We start from the raw sequence: 22771 nt of genomic DNA on the forward strand, positions 1-22771 counted from the left end.
AGATAAATTATGTTGACAGTTTTATTAATATTGATTCCTCTCCTGGCGGGCCTTATTGCATTTGGTCTGAAGGGGTCCGGGCCTAAAGTGCTGGGCATGATTTCGTCCCTGGCAACGGTGGCGGTAGCAATAGCAGCAGCATGCCGTTTGCATACGGCTCCTGACAGTCTTTCTTTTGTTGCCAGCTGGGTTCCGCAACTGGGAAGTCAGTTCAGCGTAGGGGTTGACGGAATGGGCATGATGCTGTGTTTACTCACGGCCATTGCTTTTCTCCTTGTTTTTCTTACTATCTATAACCGCAACTACGAAAGTTCCAACGGCTTTTATGGCCTGATGTTATTATCGCAGGCTGGTATGACCGGTGTTTTCACCGCTTTTGATGCCCTGCAATTTTACATCTTCTGGGAACTGGCGCTGATACCTGTATATTTCCTCTGCTCACTGTGGGGAGGTGAAAAACGTATAGCCGTTACCTTTAAATTCTTCATTTATACATTCCTGGGTTCATTGTTGATGCTGGTAGGTATTATCTACCTGTATTTCCAGACACCTGATCATTCTTTCAGCTGGATAGCTTTTACCAGCCTGCAATTGAATGTAGAAGACCAGAAATGGCTGTTCTGGCTGTTCTTTGTGGCCTTTGCCATCAAGATGCCGGTATTCCCTTTCCATACCTGGCAGCCGGATACTTACGAACAATCTTCTACACCGGTCACTATGATTCTTTCAGGTGTAATGGTGAAGATGGGTTTGTTTGGCGTGATCCGCTGGCTGATCCCGGTGCTGCCGCAAGGCGCTGCCATGTGGTCTGATGTGGCTATCGTGCTGTCTGTTATCGGTATCATCTATGCTTCGTGTATAGCCATGGTACAGAATGATCTGAAACGACTGGTCGCTTACTCTTCCATCGCCCACGTAGGGTTGATGTGCGCTGCGATTTTTGCCAATAATGAGCAAAGCATGCAGGGGGTAATGGTACAGATGTTTAACCATGGTATCAACATCATTGGTTTGTGGATCATCATAGAATTTATACAGAACCGCCTGGGCGTGAAGAATATGGACCAGTTGGGCGGTATTGCGCAGAAAGCGCCACGGATGGCTATCTTCCTCGTTATTATCAGTCTTGCTAATATCGGTTTACCACTCACCAACGGTTTTATCGGGGAGTTCCTGATGTTCAGCGGATTGTTCCAGTATAATCATTGGTTTATGGCGTTTGCGGGATTGGGCATCATCCTGGCAGCAATATATACCCTGAACATGATCCAGAAAGTGATTTTCGGAGAGAAGAATGAATTAACGGATACCACTACAGACTTACAGCCGGGTGAAACCCTGGCATTAAGCCTGATTGTGATCATGATCATGGTGCTGGGCGTTTATCCCAAACTGATGTTGGATCTGGTAGGCAAAGTATTTTGAGATTTGTTTATTTAGTTATTTTGGGATTTAGTATCGGAATCTAAATAACTAAATCTGAAAATATGCAAATGAAAAATTTAAACGGGTTTTGTAACGCAAAAATATGAATGCACTAATTTCTACTGCTTTATCGGGCGTTGTTCTGATGTTTGTTGGTTTATTTGTACGCAATAAGCAGCATATTAAATTCTTTGCCATAGCGGCCATCATAATAGCATTTATTGCTAATCTGGCGCAGTATCCATCCGTGGAGCTAGGCGGCTATACCGTATACGGCATGATTGAGGTGACCAAATTCAGCGTGCTGTTCAATGCAGTAGCATTGGGACTAACCCTGGTATATTTCCTGTTGTCGGGGAGTGAATTTGAAAAAGTAGGGGAGCATGTGGCAGACTATTTTGCCCTGATATTCTTTATCCTGGCAGGGATCTCGATGGCCTCCACTTTCAGCAACCTGCTGATGTTGTTCCTGGCGATAGAAATTATGTCTATCCCGCAGTATATCCTCGCGGGTAGCGACCGGAAAAGCCTGAAAAGCAATGAGGCATCCCTCAAATATTTCCTGATGGGTGCTTTCTCTACCGGTATCATGCTGATGGGTATTACCCTTATTTATGGTGCTGCCGGTACTTTCAATATAACAGAACTGGGACTCGGCTCTGAAACCGTGCATCCGTTGTCGTTATGCGGTATCATCCTGATGGTATTTGCGCTCTCTTTCAAAGTATCTGCTGCTCCTTTCCATTTCTGGACACCAGATGTATACGATGGTTCTCCCACCGTATTTACCTCTTTTATGGCTACCATCGTGAAAGCAGGTGGATTCATCGCTTTCCTGCGGATGTTCCATGTGAGTTTTGCGGGTGGTGCTATCAGCGAACACTGGACACTGATCCTGTCTATCATTACAGCACTTACCCTGATTGTGGGTAATTTCAGCGCCGTATTCCAGCAAAGTGTAAAACGTATGCTGGCTTACTCCAGTATTGCACAGGCGGGCTTCATGCTGTTTGCTGTTGTGGCGATGAACAATATGGCAACACAGGGCATTATCCTGTACGCAGCTGCTTACAGTGTGGCTACTATCGGCGTATTTGCCGTGCTGATGAAACTAAAAGACTACACTTTTGAAGGATTTAATGGTCTTGCCCGCAAACAGCCACTGGTGGCGCTGGCAGTAACTATTTTCCTGTTTTCACTGGCAGGTATTCCGGCTACCGCCGGCTTCTTCGCCAAATATTTTGTACTGGCTGCCGCCATACAGCAGGGTAACCTGCTCTGGCTGGTGATTATAGCTGTACTCTGCGCTACTATCAGTGTATACTACTATTTCCGCGTGATCATCGCCATGTACTTCAAGCAAGGTGATCCCGAAGTTGAAAATATCTCCGGCGGCTTCAAAGCTGCGCTGATCCTGGCAGTAGCTATCGTGCTGGTGCTTGGATTGTTCCCTAACTTACTAATAGGCCACTTATAATATTTAGAGATTTATTTATTTTTTGATTTATTTATTTTGTTTCAAAGGAAGATATACCGCTGAAACAAAATAAATAAATCAAAAAATAAATAAATACCCAAATACTTATTATGTTAACTTTATTGGTATGCAATCTCTGGATATCTTTTCCCTGGCATATCGTTCTGTGAGTGGCAACAGGCTGCGCACGGGCCTTACAGTGGCTATCATTGCTGTAGGGATCACAGTACTGGTGGGCATCCTTACGGCGATAGACAGCATGAAAAATAGCATCTATACCAGCTTTGCCAGTATGGGCGCCAATAGTTTCTCCCTCCGCAACAGGGACATGCAGGTGCATATAGGCGATGATAATGAGAAGGCATCCAAAGGGAACAAGAATGTCAAAAAAGTAAAAAAATCCAATAGTTATAAACCCATTCGTTACCAGGAAGCCCTGCTTTTCAAACAACGTTATAAGTTCCCGGCTACAGTGAGCATTTCTTTCCGGGCCTCCGGTATTGCTACCGTGTATAAAGATGATAAGAAAACCAATCCGAATGTACAGGTGATCGGGGGAGATGAAAGCTACCTGGATATTTCCAATTATGAGATTTCAGCGGGACGTAATTTCAATTCACTTGATGTGGAATCCGGTCGTAATGTGGCTATACTTGGTAAGGATGTGGCCGAAAAACTATTCGGGAAGAAATTGAAAGATGTCGTCAATAATACCATCCGGGTAGGGGATATCCGTTACCGCGTGGTGGGGGTGCTGGCTACCAAAGGCAGCAGCAACATTATGAGTGCGGACAATGTGGTGATCACTACCGTGAATAACACCCGGCGGGTCTTTGACCGACCCAATGCCAGTTATCAGATAGGTGTGGCCGTTAAAGATATCAAGCAGATGGATGCGGCACAGGGAGAAGCCACCGGCGCTTTCCGTATTATCAGGGGACTGGCTATTAATGAAGAAGATAATTTTGTGATCAGTAAAAGTGACAGCATCGCAGAAATGTTGTTTGCCAGCCTGAGTAAAGTAAACCTTTTTGCCATCGCTATTGCCTTTATCACACTCTTTGGTTCTGCTATCGGACTGATGAATATTATGCTGGTATCTGTAGCGGAGCGAACCCGTGAAATAGGCGTTACCAAAGCATTAGGCGCCACCAGCCATACTATCCGTACCCAGTTCCTGTATGAAGCCATTATCATTAGTGTAATGGGCGGATTGATAGGTGTATTCATGGGAATGTTACTGGGCAACATTGTATCTGCATTGCTTAAATCCTCGTTTATAATCCCCTGGCTATGGATTCTTATCGGCGTAAGTCTTTGCGCAGCTGTTGGCTTAGTCTCCGGTATTTACCCCGCCTATAAGGCATCTAAACTCGACCCTATCATCGCATTGCGGTACGAATAAACCGCTAAATGATAAAATCCCAAAATCAATTTATTATCTTGTTCTTTTCCATCGTTATGTAAAAGACAAGTTATATGCCCTTATTGATTGTTATTGCGGCTATTCTGTTATTGGTAATATTGGTTACCTGGTGCCGCCTGAATACTTTCCTGTCTTTCCTGATTGTGTCATTGCTCATGGGCCTTGCGTTGCGCATGAATATCATGGATATTACGCAATCCATCACCACCGGTATCGGTAAAATACTGGGGTCGCTTATTGTGGTCATCGTTTTTGGCAGTATGCTGGGAAAGTTAGTGGCAGAAAGCGGTGCGGGACAGAAGATTGCGGGTGTGCTCATGAATATGTTTGGGCCGCGTTATATTCAGTGGTCATTAATGTTGACAGGTTTTATTGTAGGTATTCCGTTGTTTTACAACATCGGTTTTGTATTGATGGTACCGCTGATCTTTACGGTGGCTGCACAAACCAAGCTGCCGGTGGTATATCTCGGTATTCCTATGCTGGCATCTTTATCCGTAACACATGGTTATTTGCCGCCACATCCTTCGCCTACAGCACTGGTGCAACAGTTTCATGCCAGTATGGGGCTCACGTTGCTGTATGGTTTTATCGTTGCTGTTCCGGCGATTATCCTGGCGGGGCCTGTGTTTTCACGTTTTCTCAAACATTATAATACTTCACCGTCAAAAATGTTTGTGGTGGAACCCATGCCGGAAGATCAGTTGCCGGGCATGGGTGTAAGTCTTTTTGCGGCATTGTTGCCTGTATTGTTGCTGGCATTCACTGCTATTGCTAAAATGCTTATTCCGGAAGCCAGTATTTTTTATAGTATTGCCAACTGGCTGGGCGATCCGTTGATCGTGATGCTGCTGGCGGTATTAAACGGGATGTACCTGTTGGGCCTGAGAAGAAAGATGCCGGTGAAAAAAGTAATGGGGATCATGGATGATGCGGTACGCGATGTTGCCGTGATCATCCTGGTGATAGGTGGCTCCGGTGCATTGACACAACTGTTGCACGACAGTAAGGTAAGTGATTATATAGCCGTTACTTTACAGAATATGCACCTGCATCCGTTGTTGCTGGCCTGGGGCATAGCGGCAATCATCCGGGTATGTATTGGTTCCGCTACGGTAGCGGGTCTTACTACCGCAGGAATTGTGGCGCCCATGATTATTTCTTCCGGTGTAAACCCCAATTTGATGGTGCTGGCTACCGGTGCCGGCAGTCTCATGTTTTCGCACGTGAATGACGGCGGTTTCTGGATGTTCAAGGAATATTTTAACTTGTCGGTGAAAGACACCATCAAAACCTGGTCGGTAATGGAAACCATCGTTTCTGTAACGGGGCTGGCAGGTACTTTACTTTTAAGTATGATTGTATAACGTAAACATATAAACGAATAATATGACACCAACAGAAAGATTCCAGGCTTTAGGGCTGAAGCTGCCACCAGCACCCGCTCCATCAGGCGTATACAAGCCGGTGCTGATAGACGGCAAACATGTGTATGCATCGGGTCATGGCCCTGTGCAGGATGATAAAAGTCTGATCATCGGCCGTATAGGAAGGGAACTGTCCATGGAGGAAGGCAAGCTGGCCGCCCGTCAGGTGGGCCTGACCATCCTGTCTACGTTGGTAGCCAACCTCGGTAGCCTGGATAAAATAAAACGTGTGATCAAAGTATTGGGCATGGTAAACTGTGTTCCTGAGTTTGAACGTCATCCGTATATTATCAATGGTTGCAGCGAGCTGTTTGCCCAGGTATGGGGAGAAGAGAATGGAATAGGCGTGCGCAGTGCAGTGGGTTTTGGTTCTTTGCCGGATAATATCCCGGTAGAAATAGAAGCCTTGTTTGAACTGGCGTAATTATCCATCTTCCATCATAAAAATACAAAACAGCATGGAGTGGTATCAGCTTACAAACATAGACCAGATTGATTCTCCGGCTATTGTTATGTATAAGGACAGGGTAGCAGAAAACATCCGTCTTTTAACGACGATGATAGATGATGTACAACGGTTACGCCCCCACGTAAAAACGAATAAGACTGCGGAAGTAGTGAAAATGATGCAGGATGCAGGTATTCAACGTTTCAAATGTGCCACCATTGCGGAGGCTGAAATGCTGGGGATGTTGGCAGCGGCAGATGTATTGCTGGCGTATCAACCCGTAGGCCCCAAGGTGGTGCGTTTGCTGGAGTTGGTACAAAAATATCCGGGTACTGCTTTTTCCTGCCTGGTAGATAACCGCACCACTGCGGAGGCTATCAGTAAAGTGTTTGCAGCACAGTCCCGTCGGCTGCCTGTTTACATAGACCTGAATGTAGGCATGAACCGCACCGGTATCAAACCGGGAAAGGATGCACTGGCATTGTATCAATACCTGCACACCTTACCGGGTATTACACCGGCCGGACTGCATGCATACGATGGCCATCTGCATGAAACGGATATGGCTATACGAAAACAACATTGCGACGAAGCATACGCACCTGTAGCGGAATTGTCCCGTGCTATTCTTGACAGTGGCCTGCCACAACCGCAGATCATTGCAGGAGGCTCACCTACATTTCCTATACATGCGCAGCGGGCAGGCATTCAGTGCAGCCCCGGCACATTCGTATTCTGGGACTGGGGATATGCCAACAACCTACCGGAACAACCCTTTAACTGGGCCGCCGTAGTTATTACGAGAGTGATTTCTGTTATTGATGAACACCACTTATGCCTTGACCTTGGACATAAATCCATCGCTGCCGAGAGCCCGCAACCGCGTGTATATTTTCTGAATGTACCAGCGGCGCAACCAGTATCGCAAAGTGAAGAACACCTGGTGGTGGAAGTAACAGACGCTTCGCAATATCCTGTAGGCACTGTGTTCTATGGGGTACCGCTGCATATTTGTCCGACAGTAGCCTTATATGAAAGGGCGTATGTGGCTGAAAATAATTCCTGCATCGGCACCTGGCGGATTGTAGCGAGGGACAGACAACTTAGTATTTAACCAGGATTAAAGAATAATAGGATTTTTAGGATGGGCGTTATATATGTGATATTAGCGAATAATCTTCGCGATCATTATATAACGCCCATCCTAAAAATCCTATTATCCTTTAATCCTGGTCTAATAATACAATTGCGATAACACGTTGGTTTCATCGTATGTTTTGGGCTTTAATCCCATGAACTCCGTGTATTGTGTGGGGGTGAGCAGTGCTTTTAGTTTTGTCTGTAGCCCGTGTTGCATGCTGTTTACCTTGGTTTTATAGGCGGTTTCATTGCTGTGTTGTAATGGCTGGAGGGCTATTTTTTGTTGGAGGTAACGGCTAATGATGGGGAGCAGTTTTGGTTTTTGTTTGTCTGTCAGAAAAAGTGATTTATCCAGTTTGCTGAGAATGGAATTAGCGGTGCCTTCTATGTTCATGGTAGGAGCCTGCCATTCCGTGCTGATCTTCGCAGCATATACCACGGAACAAATGGCTGATAATAGCAACAGAGATACGATCAGTTTTTTCATATGTGGTGTGGATTTATGTTAGTTTACTGCTATCTAAATATACTAAATAGCCATAAACAATCCATTGGCGCTGCATCATCCGGCAATAGTTTTTCATCATTGTATAATGATATTTAGGGCCAAAAATGTAAGTAATAATGATATGGGGAGATGATTACCCTGGTAGCCTGGCCCCATCTGCTTTGGTGAGAGTGAAGAAGAGAATATATCCGGCTACGATGCCGCTCAGAAATCCGGTGAGATGTGCAGCATTGTCTATTCCTACCGCAAAGAGGGCAGCTACAAAATTCAATGCCACGAACAGGCTGATACTAACCAGGAGGGTTTTACGTGCGGAAGGCCGGAAAAGAGAGGTGGTTAATAATGCGAGAAACACGCCATAGAGCCCGAAAATAGCGCCGGATGCGCCTACGCCCACTGCACTTTTATGATACCAGATGCTGGCATAATCTGCCAGGATACCCGTCAATAGATAGGTAATTACAAATCTATATCGGCGCAGCACCGGTTCCAAGAACATGCCGACTATAAATAACCCCAGCATATTGGTAAAGAGGTGCCATAATCCTGCATGCAGGAACATACTGGTAAGCAGGCGCCAGTACTGGCTATGCATGGTAAGCGGCCAATAGTTGGCCCCCCAGTGGAGCAATTGTTCGCCGTTTCCCCACCATATATCCATACCCGTTAATGTAGTGAGCAGGAATACGATCACATTCATCCCAATCAGCAGGAGAGTTATGGGCATTGTTTTGAGTCGGGCACTGAAATCCATTCACTAAAAGTTACGGATTATTCCTGAAAGCGAAAGGGGCGTTGTGTTATTGGTATAAGTAATCGAGTGTGAGCTGTGTATCCGTCCCCAACTTCGTATATCCTTCTGTATGCAGGTGTACCCTTGCATTTTCGGGATAACCATTTCTGTTATATGCATAAAAGAACTGGATGGTTGTTTGTCGCTGGTATTCCTGTGCATATTGTTTGTACACCGATTTTTCCTTTTCGGCTACTTTAATGAGGGTAGGATTATTGGCACTGATGTGCAGCAACATGTAAGTAATATCGGCAAAGGGGCCAGCAACGGGTACCGGAGAAATTCCTGGGCCCAACAGGAGTTGGTTGACAAGCGGGCGTAAGGGGTTGGTAGAAGTATCCCATTCATAATTGGCGCTGCGTACAAAGATGCTGGTATCTTTATTTCCGCCGGTTACAGAGTCAGTACAGAGGTTTTTCCAATTGGGATTTCCATCTGTATAATCCCAACTGATGGCCTGTGTGGAATCAGAGTACTTCATAGCTACCGGTAATCCTTTCTGCCAGCTGATCTTAGCTGTCCTTACGGGTTTGTCGGTGCCATCATAATATTGTACTTCTTCAACATTGCCGTGTTTATCCCATGTTTTTACGGTGGCACGTTGCTGTATCTGTTGACGCCTGTTATCCTGGTGAGTGGCTACCATACCTGTAATACGGTTGGAGCTGTCGTAGGTGAAAGTGGTGGTGTTTGTATCATTTTCCTGGTTGTGTTTTACCAGTTCTACGAGATGTCCGTCGCTATCGTACCGGAAAGTGTATTGCGGAATCGTATCACCATGTATGGTGATGGTCGTTAAACGCAGGGGCCCGGCCTGTTTGTTTTTATTGGTACTGCATGCGGTGATGAGTACAGGTATCAGCAAACAATAAAAATATTTTTTCATACGGCGGTATAATATGAGTATGAAAATACTAATAAGATTTGAGTTTTTGTGTAGTAGCATGGCTGAGGTCCCGGAAGGAGGAAATGATGTACTCCTTCATGCTGTTATGGGAGTGGAGCAGGATAGAACAATGGATGTCCATATCCCCGGTATAAATGGATTCGTTGTGCATTTCTATATAATCAACTTTGAGATGCCTGTACCATTGTTCAAATATTTTCTTTCTACCTGCTCCTCTGCTGTCGGCACTGTCACAAACAAAAAATAGTATTTTGTCCTGATTGTTTTGCAGGTAATGAATGATAAGCCAGGTGATAGTAAATCTTACATTTATATCCAGCCTGGGTTTTCCGGTTTCCGTGATTCTATCGAACCCGAAAGTGAGTACTTCTCCGGAGAATTCGGGATAATCATGAAAATAGCTTTGCCCATCTCCAAAATAGACAGCATACACAACGTTTTGCTCCGTTGTGAATTCATAAAATCCGCTTTTTAGCTCAGAAAGTTTATAGAGGTTGAACAAACTTAATGCCTTTAGATTTTAATTCAGATAAATCACGACCGTTCGTAATGTAATCATGAATCAATTTCTTATCCTCTATCATCTTCTTCAGAATCGCGACGATTTTAGGATCAGGCTTTGATATGTTTTCTTGTGGTTTCATTGTGTTACATTACAAATATACCCCAAAAATAACTACGTAAAAAATGGCTTTTGTTAACAGCTTCTAAACGCCCGGTTTTTTTTCAAAAAAAATCCCGGACTGAATCAGCCCGGGAAATTCTTTTATTCAACAACGTTGAAATATTATTCAGCTACTACTTCAAACTGCAGTTCGGTTTCGTTGCCTTTACCGAAATCCAGGCGAGCTCTGTAAGTACCTAATTCTTTAACATCATCAAGGATGTGAATACGGCGACGGTCAATTTCGTAACCTTTCTGTTCTTTAATTGCACGGGCAATCTGAACACCAGTTACGCTACCGAAGATCTTACCGGAAGTACCGGTTTTAGCGCCAATTCTAACAGGAGATGCACTCAGCACTTCCACTACTTTCGCAATTTCAGCCAGCAGTTTTTCTTCTCTTACTTTCTGCACTTTCAGGCGTTCCTGCAGTTGCTTCATGTTGGAAGGGCTAGCTTCTACTGCAACTTTCTGGGGAATCAGAAAGTTCCTGGCGTAACCATTTTTTACGTTAACCAGTTCATTCTTTTGACCCAGGTTATCTACGTCTTGTATTAAGATAATTTGCATAACTTCTTACTTTAAAAGGTCAGTAACATAAGGCAATAAAGCCATTTGACGAGCTTTCTTAATAGCCTGGGCTACTTTACGCTGAAATTTCAGGGAGTTGCCTGTGATACGACGGGGTAACATTTTACCCTGATCGTTCAGAAATTTCTTCAAAAACTCACCGTCTTTGTAATCTATGTACCTGATGCCCATTTTCTTGAAACGACAGTATTTCTTCTGACGTTTCTCAGTTTTTACGGCTGTTAAGTACTTAATTTCCTGTTTTTTTGGTTTAACTGCCATAATTTTAAGCTTCAGTGGTTTTAGATTCAGCGTTTACACCGTGTTTCTTGCGACCGTTATACGCTACAGCATGCTTGTCGAGAGCAGTTACCATGTGGCGTAATACGTTTTCATCGCGGTTCAGCTGGATTTTCAGCTTCTCATTGAGGTCGGATGGCGCATTGTACTCCAGAACAACATACATTCCTGTAGTCTTTTTCCGGATCGGATACGCCAGTGATCTTAATCCCCAGGGATTTTCGTGCGTGATTTCTCCACCGTTATCTTTAATGATATCGGCGAATTTCTTCTGAGCGGCTTTGTAGTCATCCTCAGAAAGCACAGGGGTAAAGATCACCATCAATTCGTAGTTCATAAATTCCCTGTTTTAAATGGTTTTAATTAAAAAAAATTGGATCGCAAAGATACAGAACTATTCCCAATTTCCACTTCCCAATACCCATAAAACCTTAAATATCTCGTCTTTTCTAGCTGATGATATATATCATATTGATTATCAGTGATATATTATCAACATTTTCAGACAGTTTTAATGATTAATAAGCACTTTGCTAACCCGTACCTGATCGCCGGACTGCACTCTCAGGAAATAAATACCCATCGGCAGGTTGTTAATATCTAATGTTTTGTAGTTCCTTCCCTTGATCAGATCTGTTTTACCCTGGTAACGGATCCGTCCCTGTACATCTATTAACTGTACACTGGCAGGCCCACTCCTGGCCCAATCCACCCAAAACTGCAGCTGATGCCCCAGTATCGTCCAGAGTAGCTTCAGCCAATAGTCTTTATCCGTTAAAAGCACCGTTTTTACTGCACTGTATTTAATACCGCCATCCAGCGCCGTTAGCTTCAGGCGATATTGTGCAAATCCCGGCCACGGCCGCTCATCATACGCCATATAGCTGGAAGCCTCACTGGTGCTGCCATGGGCAGGTATGGTGTCCACCGCCTCAAAAGTCCGGAAATTACGGGAACGCTCTATCACAAAAGAGGCGCTGTTAATTTCATAAGGGGTATGCCATGTCAGCTGCACCTTGCCGCCATCGGCTTTGGCGTCAAATCCTGACAAGGGCAAGGGGGTGCTCAGGACTGACAGGTTGTAACGGCTCATCACCGGGTAATGGTCTGTAGTAGTGCTGCTGTAGCTGCTCACCAGCCTTTCCACCTGCGTTTGTATCCGCGCAGATGCCGGCACGTAAGCCACGCCCACTTCGTTGGATGCGATCACATTATCTATTACAGAAGCATAACTGGCGGTAGATCTTTGACCGGCCAGGCTCAGTGGCAGTGTTAATGGTCTGTAATCCGTACTGTCGTTCATAAAATCTATGTAGGAGGTCGTAGTATCGGGCGCCAGTTCTGTGGTAATGGTTTTCGAGAGATCATCGTTAAAATCGCCCAACATAATAATATTACTGTATGGGTATTGCAGATCCAGCGAGTCTTTCAGCTCTTTCAAACCATCTTTACGCCGGTTCCATGACGTGATCTTTTCCGGTTTGGTACCCGTGTTGGCCTTGGCATGCAGCAATACAAACTGAATCCGGGCGGAGTCGTTGTTCAGCCGTGCCGTGGCTTCCAGCAGGTAAGGGAACCTTCCGGACGACCAGTTGTAATAGGAGGTAGTACTACCTCCCTGCCGTAGTACGCCATAGGTGCGGATTTTACGGATCACCGATGTTTTGTATACAAAGGCCAGCTTCTGTGCACTCACGTAGTCCGCATCTGTTAAGCTATCGGCATAGGAGCCGAAGTCTGACATCACATAACTGTAGCCGGGCAGTTGACTCACCACTGCGCGGAACCGGGCGGTGTCCACTACTTCTGCCAGTGCAAAAATATCGGCATCCAGTGTTTGCAGGATGGTGGTCACGTTGGCCTGCTGCAAGCTGTCATTGGCGGGGTTTTGCGCGGGACTGCCAAACCATTCTATATTCCAGTTTACAACTTTCAGCGAACGGAGAGAGGTGCCGGAGAGTATAATATGACTGTCTGCAAAGCCGGGAGCGTTGAAGACAAGGGCGCCGTTGTAAGCCTGGTTTGCGGCTGTGGGGGCAAATTTCACCCATACTTGTTGCGGACCTTCATTTATTTCTGCCAGGGAGAAACTTACGTTACTGCCATAACTGCTGCTATCACGCGACAGGAGGAAACCCGCCGGGGCGGTGATGTGCAGGTCGCCGGTGAAATCATTGCCCCAGAAACGGATGCCCTGTGGCGCTGATTGCTGCATGTTTTTCACATAGTCAAAGTCCAGTGCTGCCGGACTACTGGTTAGTGAAGGCGCCGGTGCTGCGGTGGTATCTGTTATACCGAAATCGTCAATGGTCCATCTTGCCGCTTGCTGGGCAGGCGAAGAGGTATACACAAATGCGATGTACACATTAGCCTGTTTAAACGCTGCGAGGTTGACCTGATCCGTGGTTGTCCATATATCGCTGGCTGCATCCGGGAAGCGGCCATTGATGGTATGCCAGGTAGCCAGGCGGGGATCGCCTACGCCGGTATAGTCATCGGATACCCGCAGGGACAGCGCCGGACCCGTGAAAGCGGTTCTGCTGCTGAAGTGCAACAGCGGAAACTGCAAGCCGGTAAGATCAAAGGCAGGAGAGATGAGCCAATCCTCATTTTCAACGGCGCCGCCACTGAAACCGTTTATCTGTACGGCATTACTGTTATTTTGTCCGAAGGTAGTGCAGCCCCATAGTTGTGAGCCGCTCACGCTGTATTGTGTAAAACCGCCGCTCAATTCACTGCTGCCATTGGGTGTGCAGTCGTTAAAGTTCACATTCAGCTCCTGGCTGCCGGTGCTGAAATACCACTGCAAGCTGTCTGCAATACCCGCAAAATCATTACCTGAGAAGTCTTTCACCACGGCGCTATCGGCTGTAATAAAGTACTGTTGATGGGGTTGTAGTATCTTTTTTAGTGAAAGCATATTGTTGTTGATCTGTACTACCGCGCTGTTTACGGCAAACGTATCCGTTGCGCCGTTGCTGCTGTTGTGCAGAATAATGTGACCACTGCCTGCCTGTATGTTTTCGCTGAAGATGGCGCTGATCTGTGTTACAGGAGAAACACCGGTGGCTGCTGCGGCCGGAACGAGGCTGCTGATAACCGGTGCGGTGCTGTCTTTTCCCGAACCGGCGGCCTTTACATTGTCTATGGCAAAGCCGGGTCTGGAGCCGGCACCGCTGATTTGCCTGTTTACCCACCGGAGTTGCACCAGCAACTGGTTGTTGCAATCTGATGGCAGCATCGTTGATTTGTTAACCGTGTTTTGTGGTAAAGTGATACCGGAACCGGTTTGCTTCACCAGGTTATTCTGATATGCTGTTTCGCCGATATTTATGAAACTACCGGTGTCGCCTATACGATACTGTAATATTACTTCATTAATGCGTGTATTGGAGGTACTATCGTAAGGATTCCTGATCGTCATTACATCATAGCTGATTGTTACATTCAGTTGACCGCTGGTGTTAAGCGCCAGTACCAGTGCATTGTCTGCGCTGCCACTGTTGAGGAATCCGGTTTTGCCACTATAGTTGTATACGCCGTTACCCGTGGAAGATGCGCTGCCATTGGCTATCAACGCTTTATCTGCTGCCGGCGGCAACGTGTTAAAATTGCCGGAAGGAGCGCCATCTAACAACCAGCCCTGCCAGCCATCCGGGTAGGCAGTGGCAGCTGCAGGCAGGTCATCAAAGTCCTGCTGAAAAGGCAGTGGCCGGGCAGCAGGATTTGTTTGCGCCGAAACCTCGTACCAGCCTGTAATACATAGCAATGATAAGGAGAGTAGGATTTTCTTCATAGTATGGTTTTAGATGGGTGGGGTGTTCAGTATTTTGGTTAAATAAATCTACTGAATTGTAGCAGATCGCCAGCTGTTTTATATGAACTATTTGTTAATTTAACAGGGTTGTTGATATTGTGTTTTAACTTAATGTCATTTAAATTGTTTGAGTGATAACTTTATATGCTATATTTTTAGAGATGATGGCTTGTCATCTTGTCAGCTAAACCCTGCTGGCACACACTTTGAAAAAAAACATAAAAAAATCAGATAACCAATGCAAAAAGGCGCAATACGTGTTCAAACGGAAAATATCTTTCCAATCATCAAGAAATTCCTTTATTCAGACCATGAAATTTTTATCCGTGAACTGGTAAGCAACGCAGTAGATGCTACGCAGAAACTGAAAACATTGGCCAGTGTAGGTGAGTACAAAGGAGAACTGGGCAATATTGATATTGAAGTAAGACTGGATAAAGAGAAAAAGACGATCACCATTGCCGATCATGGTGTAGGAATGACGGCGGAAGAAGTTGACAAATACATTAACCAGGTTGCATTTTCAGGTGCGGAAGAGTTTCTGAAAAAATATAAAGGACAGGAAAACGGCACCAATATAATCGGGCACTTCGGGCTTGGTTTCTATTCATCATTTATGGTGAGCAGTGAAGTGGAAATATTTTCGAAGTCCTGGAAAGAAGATGCAACCGCTGTTCGCTGGGAATGCGATGGAAGCCCCGAATACCAGCTGGAAGAGGTAACCAAGGAAGAAAGAGGCACTGAAATCGTGATGCATATCAATGAAGAAAGTGAAGAGTTCCTGGACGAAGGCCGCATACGTACCATCCTGGAAAAATTCTGTAAGTTCCTGCCGGTACCCGTAAAATTTGAAGATCAGCAGATTAACAATACCAACCCGGCCTGGACTAAAAAGCCCAGCGAACTGACAACAGAAGATTATCAGAATTTTTATAAAGAATTATATCCGTTTGCAGAAGCGCCGTTGTTCTGGATACATCTCAATGTGGATTATCCGTTCAGTCTCACCGGTATTCTTTATTTCCCCAAGATCAGCAAGAGTCATGAAATACAGAAAGATAAAATCAACCTGTATTCCAACCAGGTATATGTAACGGACGAAGTAAAAGATATCGTACCGGAATTTCTGATGTTACTGCATGGCGTGATTGATAGTCCGGATATTCCGCTGAACGTGAGCCGCAGCTATTTACAGGGTGATCCTAATGTGAAGAAGATCAACGCCCATATCACGAAAAAGGTGGCAGACAAACTGGACGAAATATTCCGCAATGACCGCAAAGAATTTGAAGAGAAATGGGAATCCATCGGATTGTTCGTGAAGTACGGCATGATGACAGACGACAAGTTCATGGACAAGGCGAATAAGTTCCTGTTGCTGGAAGATGTGGATGGTGGTAAATTCTATACCCAGGAAGAATACCGCGCCGCCGCGGCTCCATTGCAAACCAACAGTGAAGAAAAGCTGGTAATCCTTTATGCTACCAACCCGGTGCAGCAGGACAGCTATGTACAGGCTGCAAAAAGTAAAGGTTTCATTGTGGTGAAAATGGAAACACTGGTAGATGCAGCTTTCATCAACAATATAGAAGTGAAGTGGGAGAAGGCACAATTTACCCGCGTGGATGCGGATATCGCTGATAACCTGATTAATAAAGATGAAAACGCCACTACCGTATTATCAGCAGAGCAGGAAGGTGTATTGAAAGAAATTTTTGGTACACAGATCACGCAGCCCAATATAAAAGTAGAGTTGAAAGGATTGAGTGCAGATGCGCAACCAGTGATCGTTACCCGTCCTGAATTAATGCGTCGTATGAAAGATATGGTAGCTATGGGCGGTGGCGGAATGAACTGGTATGCAGCTATGCCTGATGAAATAAACATGACGGTAAATGCGAACCATCCTGTGTACCTGCAGATCCTGGATGAAAAAGATAACGGATTGCAACAGAAGCAAATAAAGAATCTCGCGGATCTGGCATTATTATCGCAGAATCTTTTAACAGGTGCAGATCTTACCGCATTTGTAAACAGAAGCGTGGAATTGCTATCTGCAGGAAAAAAATAAAATAATGTAACTACACAATAAAAAAATATTTTCCTTTTCCTGTTTTTTAGTTTTTATTTGCAGCACCCCCTAGCTGCGGACTCTAACCAAGACGCAGGAGAAAAATATTGAGAAACCTGTCCTCCGGCATGAAGCTGGAGGACTTTTTAGTTTATAGTAGTTATATGAAAAAAAGAGCAATTAAACTTTTTAGCCATGTTTTTGTGCTGAGCACACTAGCACTTTTCTCCTGTTCTAAAACAGGTGAACTTATTCCTGTTGTCCCACCGGCAACACCAATTGATACCGTGGCAAAGCCAACGCCGCCACCGGTTAAAGACACCCTTCCGTCGCAAACGAACGGAATCACGGTGCAGGATGTTAACTCGGGAGGGGCCAATATTACCAACTATCTCCTGTATATCCCTGATGGATATAATGAGAACCAGGACAAATGGCCTATTGTTATATCTCTGCATGGAGTAGGGGAAATAGGTTCTGACATTAATGTTGTAAGAAACACTGGATTACCAAAAGTAGTAAAGGGTAAACCGTTTATTATGGTAGCGCCGCAATGCCGCAGCAACTGGTGGAATGCCGATGCACTGGAAGTGTTTTACAAAGCCATCATGGCTAAGTATCGTATTGATCCAAGCAGGGTATATCTTACTGGTTTAAGTATGGGCGGAATGCTGACATGGTCCTGGGCAGAAGCGCATCCGGAACATTTTGCAGCTATTATCCCGATTGCCGGCAACGGAGATGTGAAACAGGTTAGCAAGATAAAGAATACACCGGTATGGGCTTTCCATTCTGCAAATGATGGTACCGTAAGCGTAAATGGTTCACGTGATATGGTGAATGCACTGAAAGCAATCGGAGGCAATGTAAAATATACAGAATATCCTGATGGTGGTCATGATTCATGGACAAGGGCTTATGCTACCCCGGAACTGTATACCTGGTTATTGCAACAGCATAAGTAAATAACAAAATAAACAAATAACAATATTCGTAAATAGCAATTGGTTTTTGGTCAGCGACTGAAAACTAGTTGCTATTTGCTCTTATATCAATCACTTTCATTTGCAGGGTGGTTTGACCGTTCCACTCGTTTTCATCGAGATTAAAAACGATATCAAATGGCTTTTTACTGGCGATGATGGGGAATTTCTCTGCCATATAAAAACCGATACCGGACATGGTTGGACCCGACCGGCCTTGTTTAACCGAAAACTTGATATGATCATCCTTTACAAGTTTTGAATAGCCGGTGTCAGTGAGGTTTCTGGCGAGGAAGACGGGGCGGAGGTTATCCGGTCCCAATGGTTCAAATTGTTTCAGGATATTATAAAAAGCAGGGGTAATATCAGAGAAGTAAATTTCGGAGTCAATCACTATTTCCGGGATGAGTTGATCGGGGAGAATAGAGTTGGCAACCACTTCTTCAAATCTTTCCTGGAAGGCCTTTACATTTTCTGTTTTGAGTGTCATACCGGCAGCATAGAAGTGTCCGCCATAGTTTTCCAGCAGATCCCTGCACTGATGAATGGCTTCATATACATTGAAACCCATCACAGAACGTGCAGATCCCGCCACCTTATCGTTTGACTGCGTAAGAATAATAGTAGGACGATAATAATGTTTATCTATTAATCTGGAAGCAACAATTCCCACTACGCCTTTATGCCAGTGGGCCTGGTACAATACTGTAGATTTTTTCTCACCGATGGCTGCGTCATTTTGCAGCAGCAGGATGGCTTCCTGGGTAATGGTACTGTCTATTTCTTTGCGGTCAAAATTATCTGCATGCAACACTTCGGCGATGGCCGCTGCTTTTTCCAGGTCATTTTCAATAAAGAGATTTACTGCTTTTCTGGCATCATCCATGCGGCCGGCCGCATTTACACGGGGCGCAATCACAAATACGAGGTTGGCGATGGTGAGCCTTTCTTTCAGGGCGCTGAGTGTGATCAGTGCTTTGATGCCCGGTAAAGGGTCGTCATTTACTTTTATAAGTCCGTGGAAAGCCAGTATCCTGTTTTCCCCTGTCATGGGTACAATATCCGCAGCGATACTGGTAGCTACCAGATCGAGGTATTTATTGGCTGCAGTTGCGGGGATGCCTCTCTTTTGTGCAAAGGCGCAGATCAGCTTATAGCCAATACCGCAGCCGCTTAGTTCCTTGTAGGGGTAGGGGCAGTCATATTGTTTTGGGTTCAGGATGGCTACAGCCGGTGGCAGTATGGCATCGGGGAGGTGATGATCGCAGATAATGAAATCTATGCCCAGTTCTTTTGCGCGGGCAATATGATCGATTGATTTTATGCCGCAGTCCAGTGCAATAACCAGGCTGAAATCGTGATCCCTGGCATAATCAATGCCTTGTATAGAGATCCCGTATCCTTCCCGGTAGCGATGGGGAATATAGAATTCGATGTTGGTGTAGAAGTTATGTAGAAAAGCGTACACAGTAGCTACTGCCGTTGTGCCATCTACATCATAATCACCATATATCAGTATTTTTTCATGCCGGAATAAAGCCAGTTCAATACGGGAAATAGCCTTGTCCATGTCTTTCATTAGCCATGGATCATGTAAATCGGCCAGGGTAGGGCGAAAAAACTGCCGGGCACCCTCAAAGGTTTGTATACTACGTTGCACCAGCAGTCTGCATAACAAAGGGTGTATGCGGAGGGACGACTGAAGTAATTTTTCCTGATTCGGTTGATGTGCTTTTACTGTCCAGCGTTTTTGCATTATATTTTTTCAGGTAAGGAGAAACAGATTAAAAATGTAAAATGATAAGCGTAAAATGTAAAGGTAGTTTTGCGTTGCTGCTGCATTTTACTTTTACATTTTACATTTATTATTTTACATTTTACATTTTTTTCTTTTTAAAACGTCCTGTCTGTAGTAAATCGGACCAGTGATTCCAATCCGTTTCTGATCTCATTTTCCGGGAAGCGGTGTAAGATGGTAAGTGCTTCGTCGCGGTATGCTAACATTTTTTGTTTGGTGTAATCAATTCCTCCGGAGGATTTCACTAATTGAATGACTTCTTCTACACGGTCCTTATCAGTATTATGATTTTTTACTATGTTGATGATTTTTCTACGGATTTCGGGTGTGGCATGTTCCAGGGTGTAAATAAGCGGTAGTGTCATCTTTTTTTCCCGGATGTCAATTCCTGTCGGTTTACCAATTTTGGCAGCCCCATAATCGAAAAGGTCATCTTTAATCTGGAAGGCCACCCCTACTTTTTCGCCAAAAAGGCGCATTTGTTCGGTGGAGTTTTCGTCGTTGCTGGCGCTCCATGCGCCGGCAGCGCAGGCGGAAGCCAGCAGTGATGCGGTTTTGCGGCGAATGATCTCAAAGTAAACGGCTTCCGTGATATTCAGTTTACGGGTTTTTTCAATCTGCATCAGTTCTCCTTCACTCATTTCCTTTACGGCTTCGGATAATATCTGTAAAGATCGGAAGTCATTATTGTTAAGGGACAGCAACAGACCTTTAGATAGTAAATAATCACCTACGAGTACAGCTATCTTGTTCTTCCACAGGGCATTGATGGAAAAGAGGCCACGGCGTTGATTGGCGTCATCCACCACATCGTCGTGCACCAGGGTGGCAGTATGTAGTAATTCTACCAATGCGGCGGCACGGTAGGTGCTTTCCTGGATTTCTTCGCTGAAAAGTCTGGCGGACAATAAAACAAACATGGGTCTTATCTGCTTTCCCTTACGCTTCACGATGTAATGCATGATCCGGTCGAGCAGCGGTACATGACTTTTTACTGAATCCGCAAACTTATTTTCAAAATCCTGTAATTCCTTACCTATCAGGTGCTTTATATCGTCCATGTATTAAATAAAAAGGTTTGCTAAGCTAGGGTATAAATGGCATATTTTAACATTTTGGCCTTTAATTTGTATAGAGAGTATAACATTCTCTTAACAGGATTTAAAGGATCCTTTAACAGGACTTATAGAAACCCTTAACGTAACCGGTAAATAAGGTATATAAATACTTTCAGTTAAGCTTTCATATTGAAGGACTTATCAATGAAAATAATATTGCAAGAAAAATTTGTATATTCATTTATGATATTTACCTTTGCTAGGTAAAAAACGGGTTATTAGTAAATTTTTAACAGTTTTTAAATAAAAACACAATTATGGCAAGCAAAAAGTACTTATTACTGGCAGGCGCTGTGAGTTTACTAGCAGCATCTTCTGGTTTTGCACAGGTTCAACCCACCGGCTATGATGCGCTGGATTCATCCAAAGTGTCAGGCAAGCGGTTGGTACAACAAAATAACTTCCTGAACCACCAGTCGAATTTCCCTGCTAAACCTAGGGATCAGTGGGAACTCGGTTTCAGCGGCGGTTTACATGTGATCAGCGGAACTGTTCCGGCTCAACCAGGTTTTGGTGGCGGTATCTCCCTGAGAAAAGCACTGGGACACACTTTTTCATTAAGAGCTGAATACATCGGTTCCATTGATAAAGGTCAGGACTACAAAAAACGCCCTAGTCCAGGATTAGTAGGTGGGATTAACCCATGGGCTAAGACTGCAGCACTCAATGGTGGTATGATTGTACCTAATTACAAATCTCAGAACCACCAGTTGTCTTTGGATGTAATCGCATCTTTAAGCAACATCCTGTTCTACAGAGCAGAACCTAAAGTTAACTGGTACTTACTGGGTGGTTATTCTATCGTAATGGCTGACGTTGACGTTGATGCGTTAAATGCTAGCGGTAACGGTTATGACTACAGCTCCATCAATTTTGGTGCTAAACGTAGTGACATCAGAAAACAACTGAACAATCTGAGAGACAAGAAGTACGAACAGAATGCTCCTTCTCAGGGTAACAGAATTGCTATCGGTCGTAACAACGACAACCAGCTGCTCCGTCACGCACTGGATCTGGGTACCGGCGTTGCATTCAAAGTGTCAAAACGTTTCAACATCGGTATTGAAGAAAAAGTTACTATGCCTTTCGACGCATACCTGGACGGCCTTGCTGGTCCCGGCGGTGCTAGCAAAGACTTCTATTCTTACACCAGTGTTCGTCTGAACTTCAACCTGGGTAACCCAGCTAAACGCGTACAGCCATTATGGTGGATCAACCCACTGGAATATGCTTACAGCGAGCTGAGCAACCCACGTCACATGAAACTGCCTACTCCTGTTCTGCCTGATGCTGACGGTGATGGCGTTACTGACCAGTTCGATCGCGAGCCTAACACACCAGCAGGTGCTCCTGTTGATGTTCATGGTGTAGCTAAAGATACTGATGGCGATGGTGTTCCTGACTACAAAGACAAACAGCTGATCACGCCTACTTATTGCCAGCCAGTTGATGCTGATGGTGTTGGTAAATGCCCGGATCCTGAATGCTGCAAGGACCGTGTACAAGCTTCTTGTGCTACCCTGGTTCTGCCAAGCGTATCTTTCAAAGGTAGCTCCACTAAAATTTCAAAAGATCAGGAAGCTATCCTGTCAAGTGTTGCTGCTACCCTGAAAACCAATCCTTCCTGCAACGTACTGGTTACCGGTCACGCAGGTGCTAAAGGTAAAAAAGGTGGTGTTGATCTGAGCAGCCGTCGTGTTGATTCAGTTATCGACTACCTGGCCGACAAACAAGGAATCGATCGCGGTCGTTTCATCAAACAAAATACTCCTGGTGAGTCTGGTACTGTTGACTTAGCTCCTGCTAACTAATAAGTATCCCTCATTGAGATGATAATTCTGGCCCTCTCCCGCGCTTAGCCGGGAGAGGGCTTTTTTTATTGACAACAACGAAAATGGC

General features: G+C 44.9%; 19 protein-coding genes. 9 read left to right on the forward strand and 10 right to left on the reverse strand.

Features of this window, described 5'->3' with window-relative positions; translation table 11 throughout:
- Positions 1-9 precede the first annotated feature (9 nt).
- The 6 genes from ABQ275_RS01340 to ABQ275_RS01365 all read left to right on the forward strand — a co-directional run bounded on the left by ABQ275_RS01340 (position 10) and on the right by ABQ275_RS01365 (position 7317).
- A complete protein-coding gene (locus ABQ275_RS01340; protein WP_349316462.1) occupies positions 10-1425 on the forward strand; it encodes an NADH-quinone oxidoreductase subunit M in 1416 nt (471 codons plus the stop codon).
- Between the two features lie 103 nt (positions 1426-1528).
- A complete protein-coding gene (locus ABQ275_RS01345; RefSeq protein WP_349316463.1) occupies positions 1529-2902 on the forward strand; it encodes an NADH-quinone oxidoreductase subunit N in 1374 nt (457 codons plus the stop codon).
- A 127-nt stretch (positions 2903-3029) separates the two neighbouring features.
- The gene (locus ABQ275_RS01350) at positions 3030-4307 is read left to right on the forward strand and encodes an ABC transporter permease (RefSeq protein ID WP_349316464.1); all 1278 of its coding nucleotides are present in this window, start codon (positions 3030-3032) and stop codon (positions 4305-4307) included.
- 74 nt (positions 4308-4381) lie between these two features.
- Entirely contained in the window at positions 4382-5695 is a 1314-nt protein-coding gene (locus ABQ275_RS01355; protein ID WP_349316465.1) for a gluconate:H+ symporter, read from the forward strand.
- Between the two features lie 22 nt (positions 5696-5717).
- Complete coding sequence (locus ABQ275_RS01360) at positions 5718-6179, forward strand: RidA family protein (protein WP_349316466.1); 462 nt, start codon at positions 5718-5720, stop codon at positions 6177-6179.
- A 34-nt stretch (positions 6180-6213) separates the two neighbouring features.
- Positions 6214-7317, forward strand: coding sequence for a D-TA family PLP-dependent enzyme (locus tag ABQ275_RS01365; RefSeq protein ID WP_349316467.1), 1104 nt, complete (start codon positions 6214-6216; stop codon positions 7315-7317).
- Positions 7318-7437: 120 nt separating this feature from the next.
- Here ABQ275_RS01365 and ABQ275_RS01370 read toward each other — a convergent pair whose 3' ends face one another.
- From ABQ275_RS01370 to ABQ275_RS01405, 8 genes are all read right to left on the reverse strand, one after another.
- On the reverse strand, positions 7438-7830 hold the full coding sequence (locus ABQ275_RS01370; protein WP_349316468.1) for a hypothetical protein: 393 nt from the start codon (positions 7828-7830) through the stop codon (positions 7438-7440).
- Between the two features lie 154 nt (positions 7831-7984).
- Entirely contained in the window at positions 7985-8578 is a 594-nt protein-coding gene (locus ABQ275_RS01375) for a rhomboid family intramembrane serine protease (RefSeq protein ID WP_349316469.1), read from the reverse strand.
- Between the two features lie 73 nt (positions 8579-8651).
- Entirely contained in the window at positions 8652-9530 is an 879-nt protein-coding gene (locus ABQ275_RS01380; protein WP_349316470.1) for a hypothetical protein, read from the reverse strand.
- 28 nt (positions 9531-9558) lie between these two features.
- Positions 9559-10053: a DUF6169 family protein gene (locus ABQ275_RS01385; protein ID WP_349316471.1), complete on the reverse strand. Its 495-nt coding sequence runs from the start codon at positions 10051-10053 to the stop codon at positions 9559-9561.
- 285 nt (positions 10054-10338) lie between these two features.
- Positions 10339-10785: a 50S ribosomal protein L9 gene (gene rplI / locus ABQ275_RS01390; RefSeq protein ID WP_349316472.1), complete on the reverse strand. Its 447-nt coding sequence runs from the start codon at positions 10783-10785 to the stop codon at positions 10339-10341.
- Positions 10786-10791: 6 nt separating this feature from the next.
- The gene (gene rpsR / locus ABQ275_RS01395; protein WP_349316473.1) at positions 10792-11067 is read right to left on the reverse strand and encodes a 30S ribosomal protein S18; all 276 of its coding nucleotides are present in this window, start codon (positions 11065-11067) and stop codon (positions 10792-10794) included.
- 4 nt (positions 11068-11071) lie between these two features.
- On the reverse strand, positions 11072-11422 hold the full coding sequence (rpsF, locus tag ABQ275_RS01400; RefSeq protein WP_349316474.1) for a 30S ribosomal protein S6: 351 nt from the start codon (positions 11420-11422) through the stop codon (positions 11072-11074).
- A 174-nt stretch (positions 11423-11596) separates the two neighbouring features.
- Positions 11597-14881: a T9SS-dependent choice-of-anchor J family protein gene (locus ABQ275_RS01405; protein ID WP_349316475.1), complete on the reverse strand. Its 3285-nt coding sequence runs from the start codon at positions 14879-14881 to the stop codon at positions 11597-11599.
- A gap of 259 nt (positions 14882-15140) precedes the next feature.
- On the opposite strand from ABQ275_RS01405, the gene htpG reads away from it, so the two are divergent.
- Both htpG and ABQ275_RS01415 read left to right on the forward strand, forming a co-directional pair.
- Complete coding sequence (htpG, locus tag ABQ275_RS01410; protein WP_349316476.1) at positions 15141-16973, forward strand: molecular chaperone HtpG; 1833 nt, start codon at positions 15141-15143, stop codon at positions 16971-16973.
- Between the two features lie 164 nt (positions 16974-17137).
- Complete coding sequence (locus tag ABQ275_RS01415; protein WP_349316477.1) at positions 17138-17938, forward strand: prolyl oligopeptidase family serine peptidase; 801 nt, start codon at positions 17138-17140, stop codon at positions 17936-17938.
- Between the two features lie 64 nt (positions 17939-18002).
- Here ABQ275_RS01415 and recJ read toward each other — a convergent pair whose 3' ends face one another.
- Both recJ and ABQ275_RS01425 read right to left on the reverse strand, forming a co-directional pair.
- Positions 18003-19712 (reverse strand): single-stranded-DNA-specific exonuclease RecJ, encoded by a 1710-nt coding sequence (gene recJ / locus ABQ275_RS01420; RefSeq protein WP_349316478.1) that lies wholly within the window; start codon positions 19710-19712, stop codon positions 18003-18005.
- A gap of 137 nt (positions 19713-19849) precedes the next feature.
- Positions 19850-20815 (reverse strand): polyprenyl synthetase family protein, encoded by a 966-nt coding sequence (locus ABQ275_RS01425; protein WP_349316479.1) that lies wholly within the window; start codon positions 20813-20815, stop codon positions 19850-19852.
- A 314-nt stretch (positions 20816-21129) separates the two neighbouring features.
- On the opposite strand from ABQ275_RS01425, the gene ABQ275_RS01430 reads away from it, so the two are divergent.
- Positions 21130-22683 carry an OmpA family protein gene (locus tag ABQ275_RS01430; RefSeq protein ID WP_349316480.1) on the forward strand — a complete coding sequence of 518 codons (1554 nt, stop codon included), beginning with the start codon at positions 21130-21132 and terminating at the stop codon, positions 22681-22683.
- Positions 22684-22771 lie beyond the last annotated feature (88 nt).

Source organism: Chitinophaga sp. MM2321, from assembly GCF_964033635.1.
Taxonomy (GTDB): domain Bacteria; phylum Bacteroidota; class Bacteroidia; order Chitinophagales; family Chitinophagaceae; genus Chitinophaga.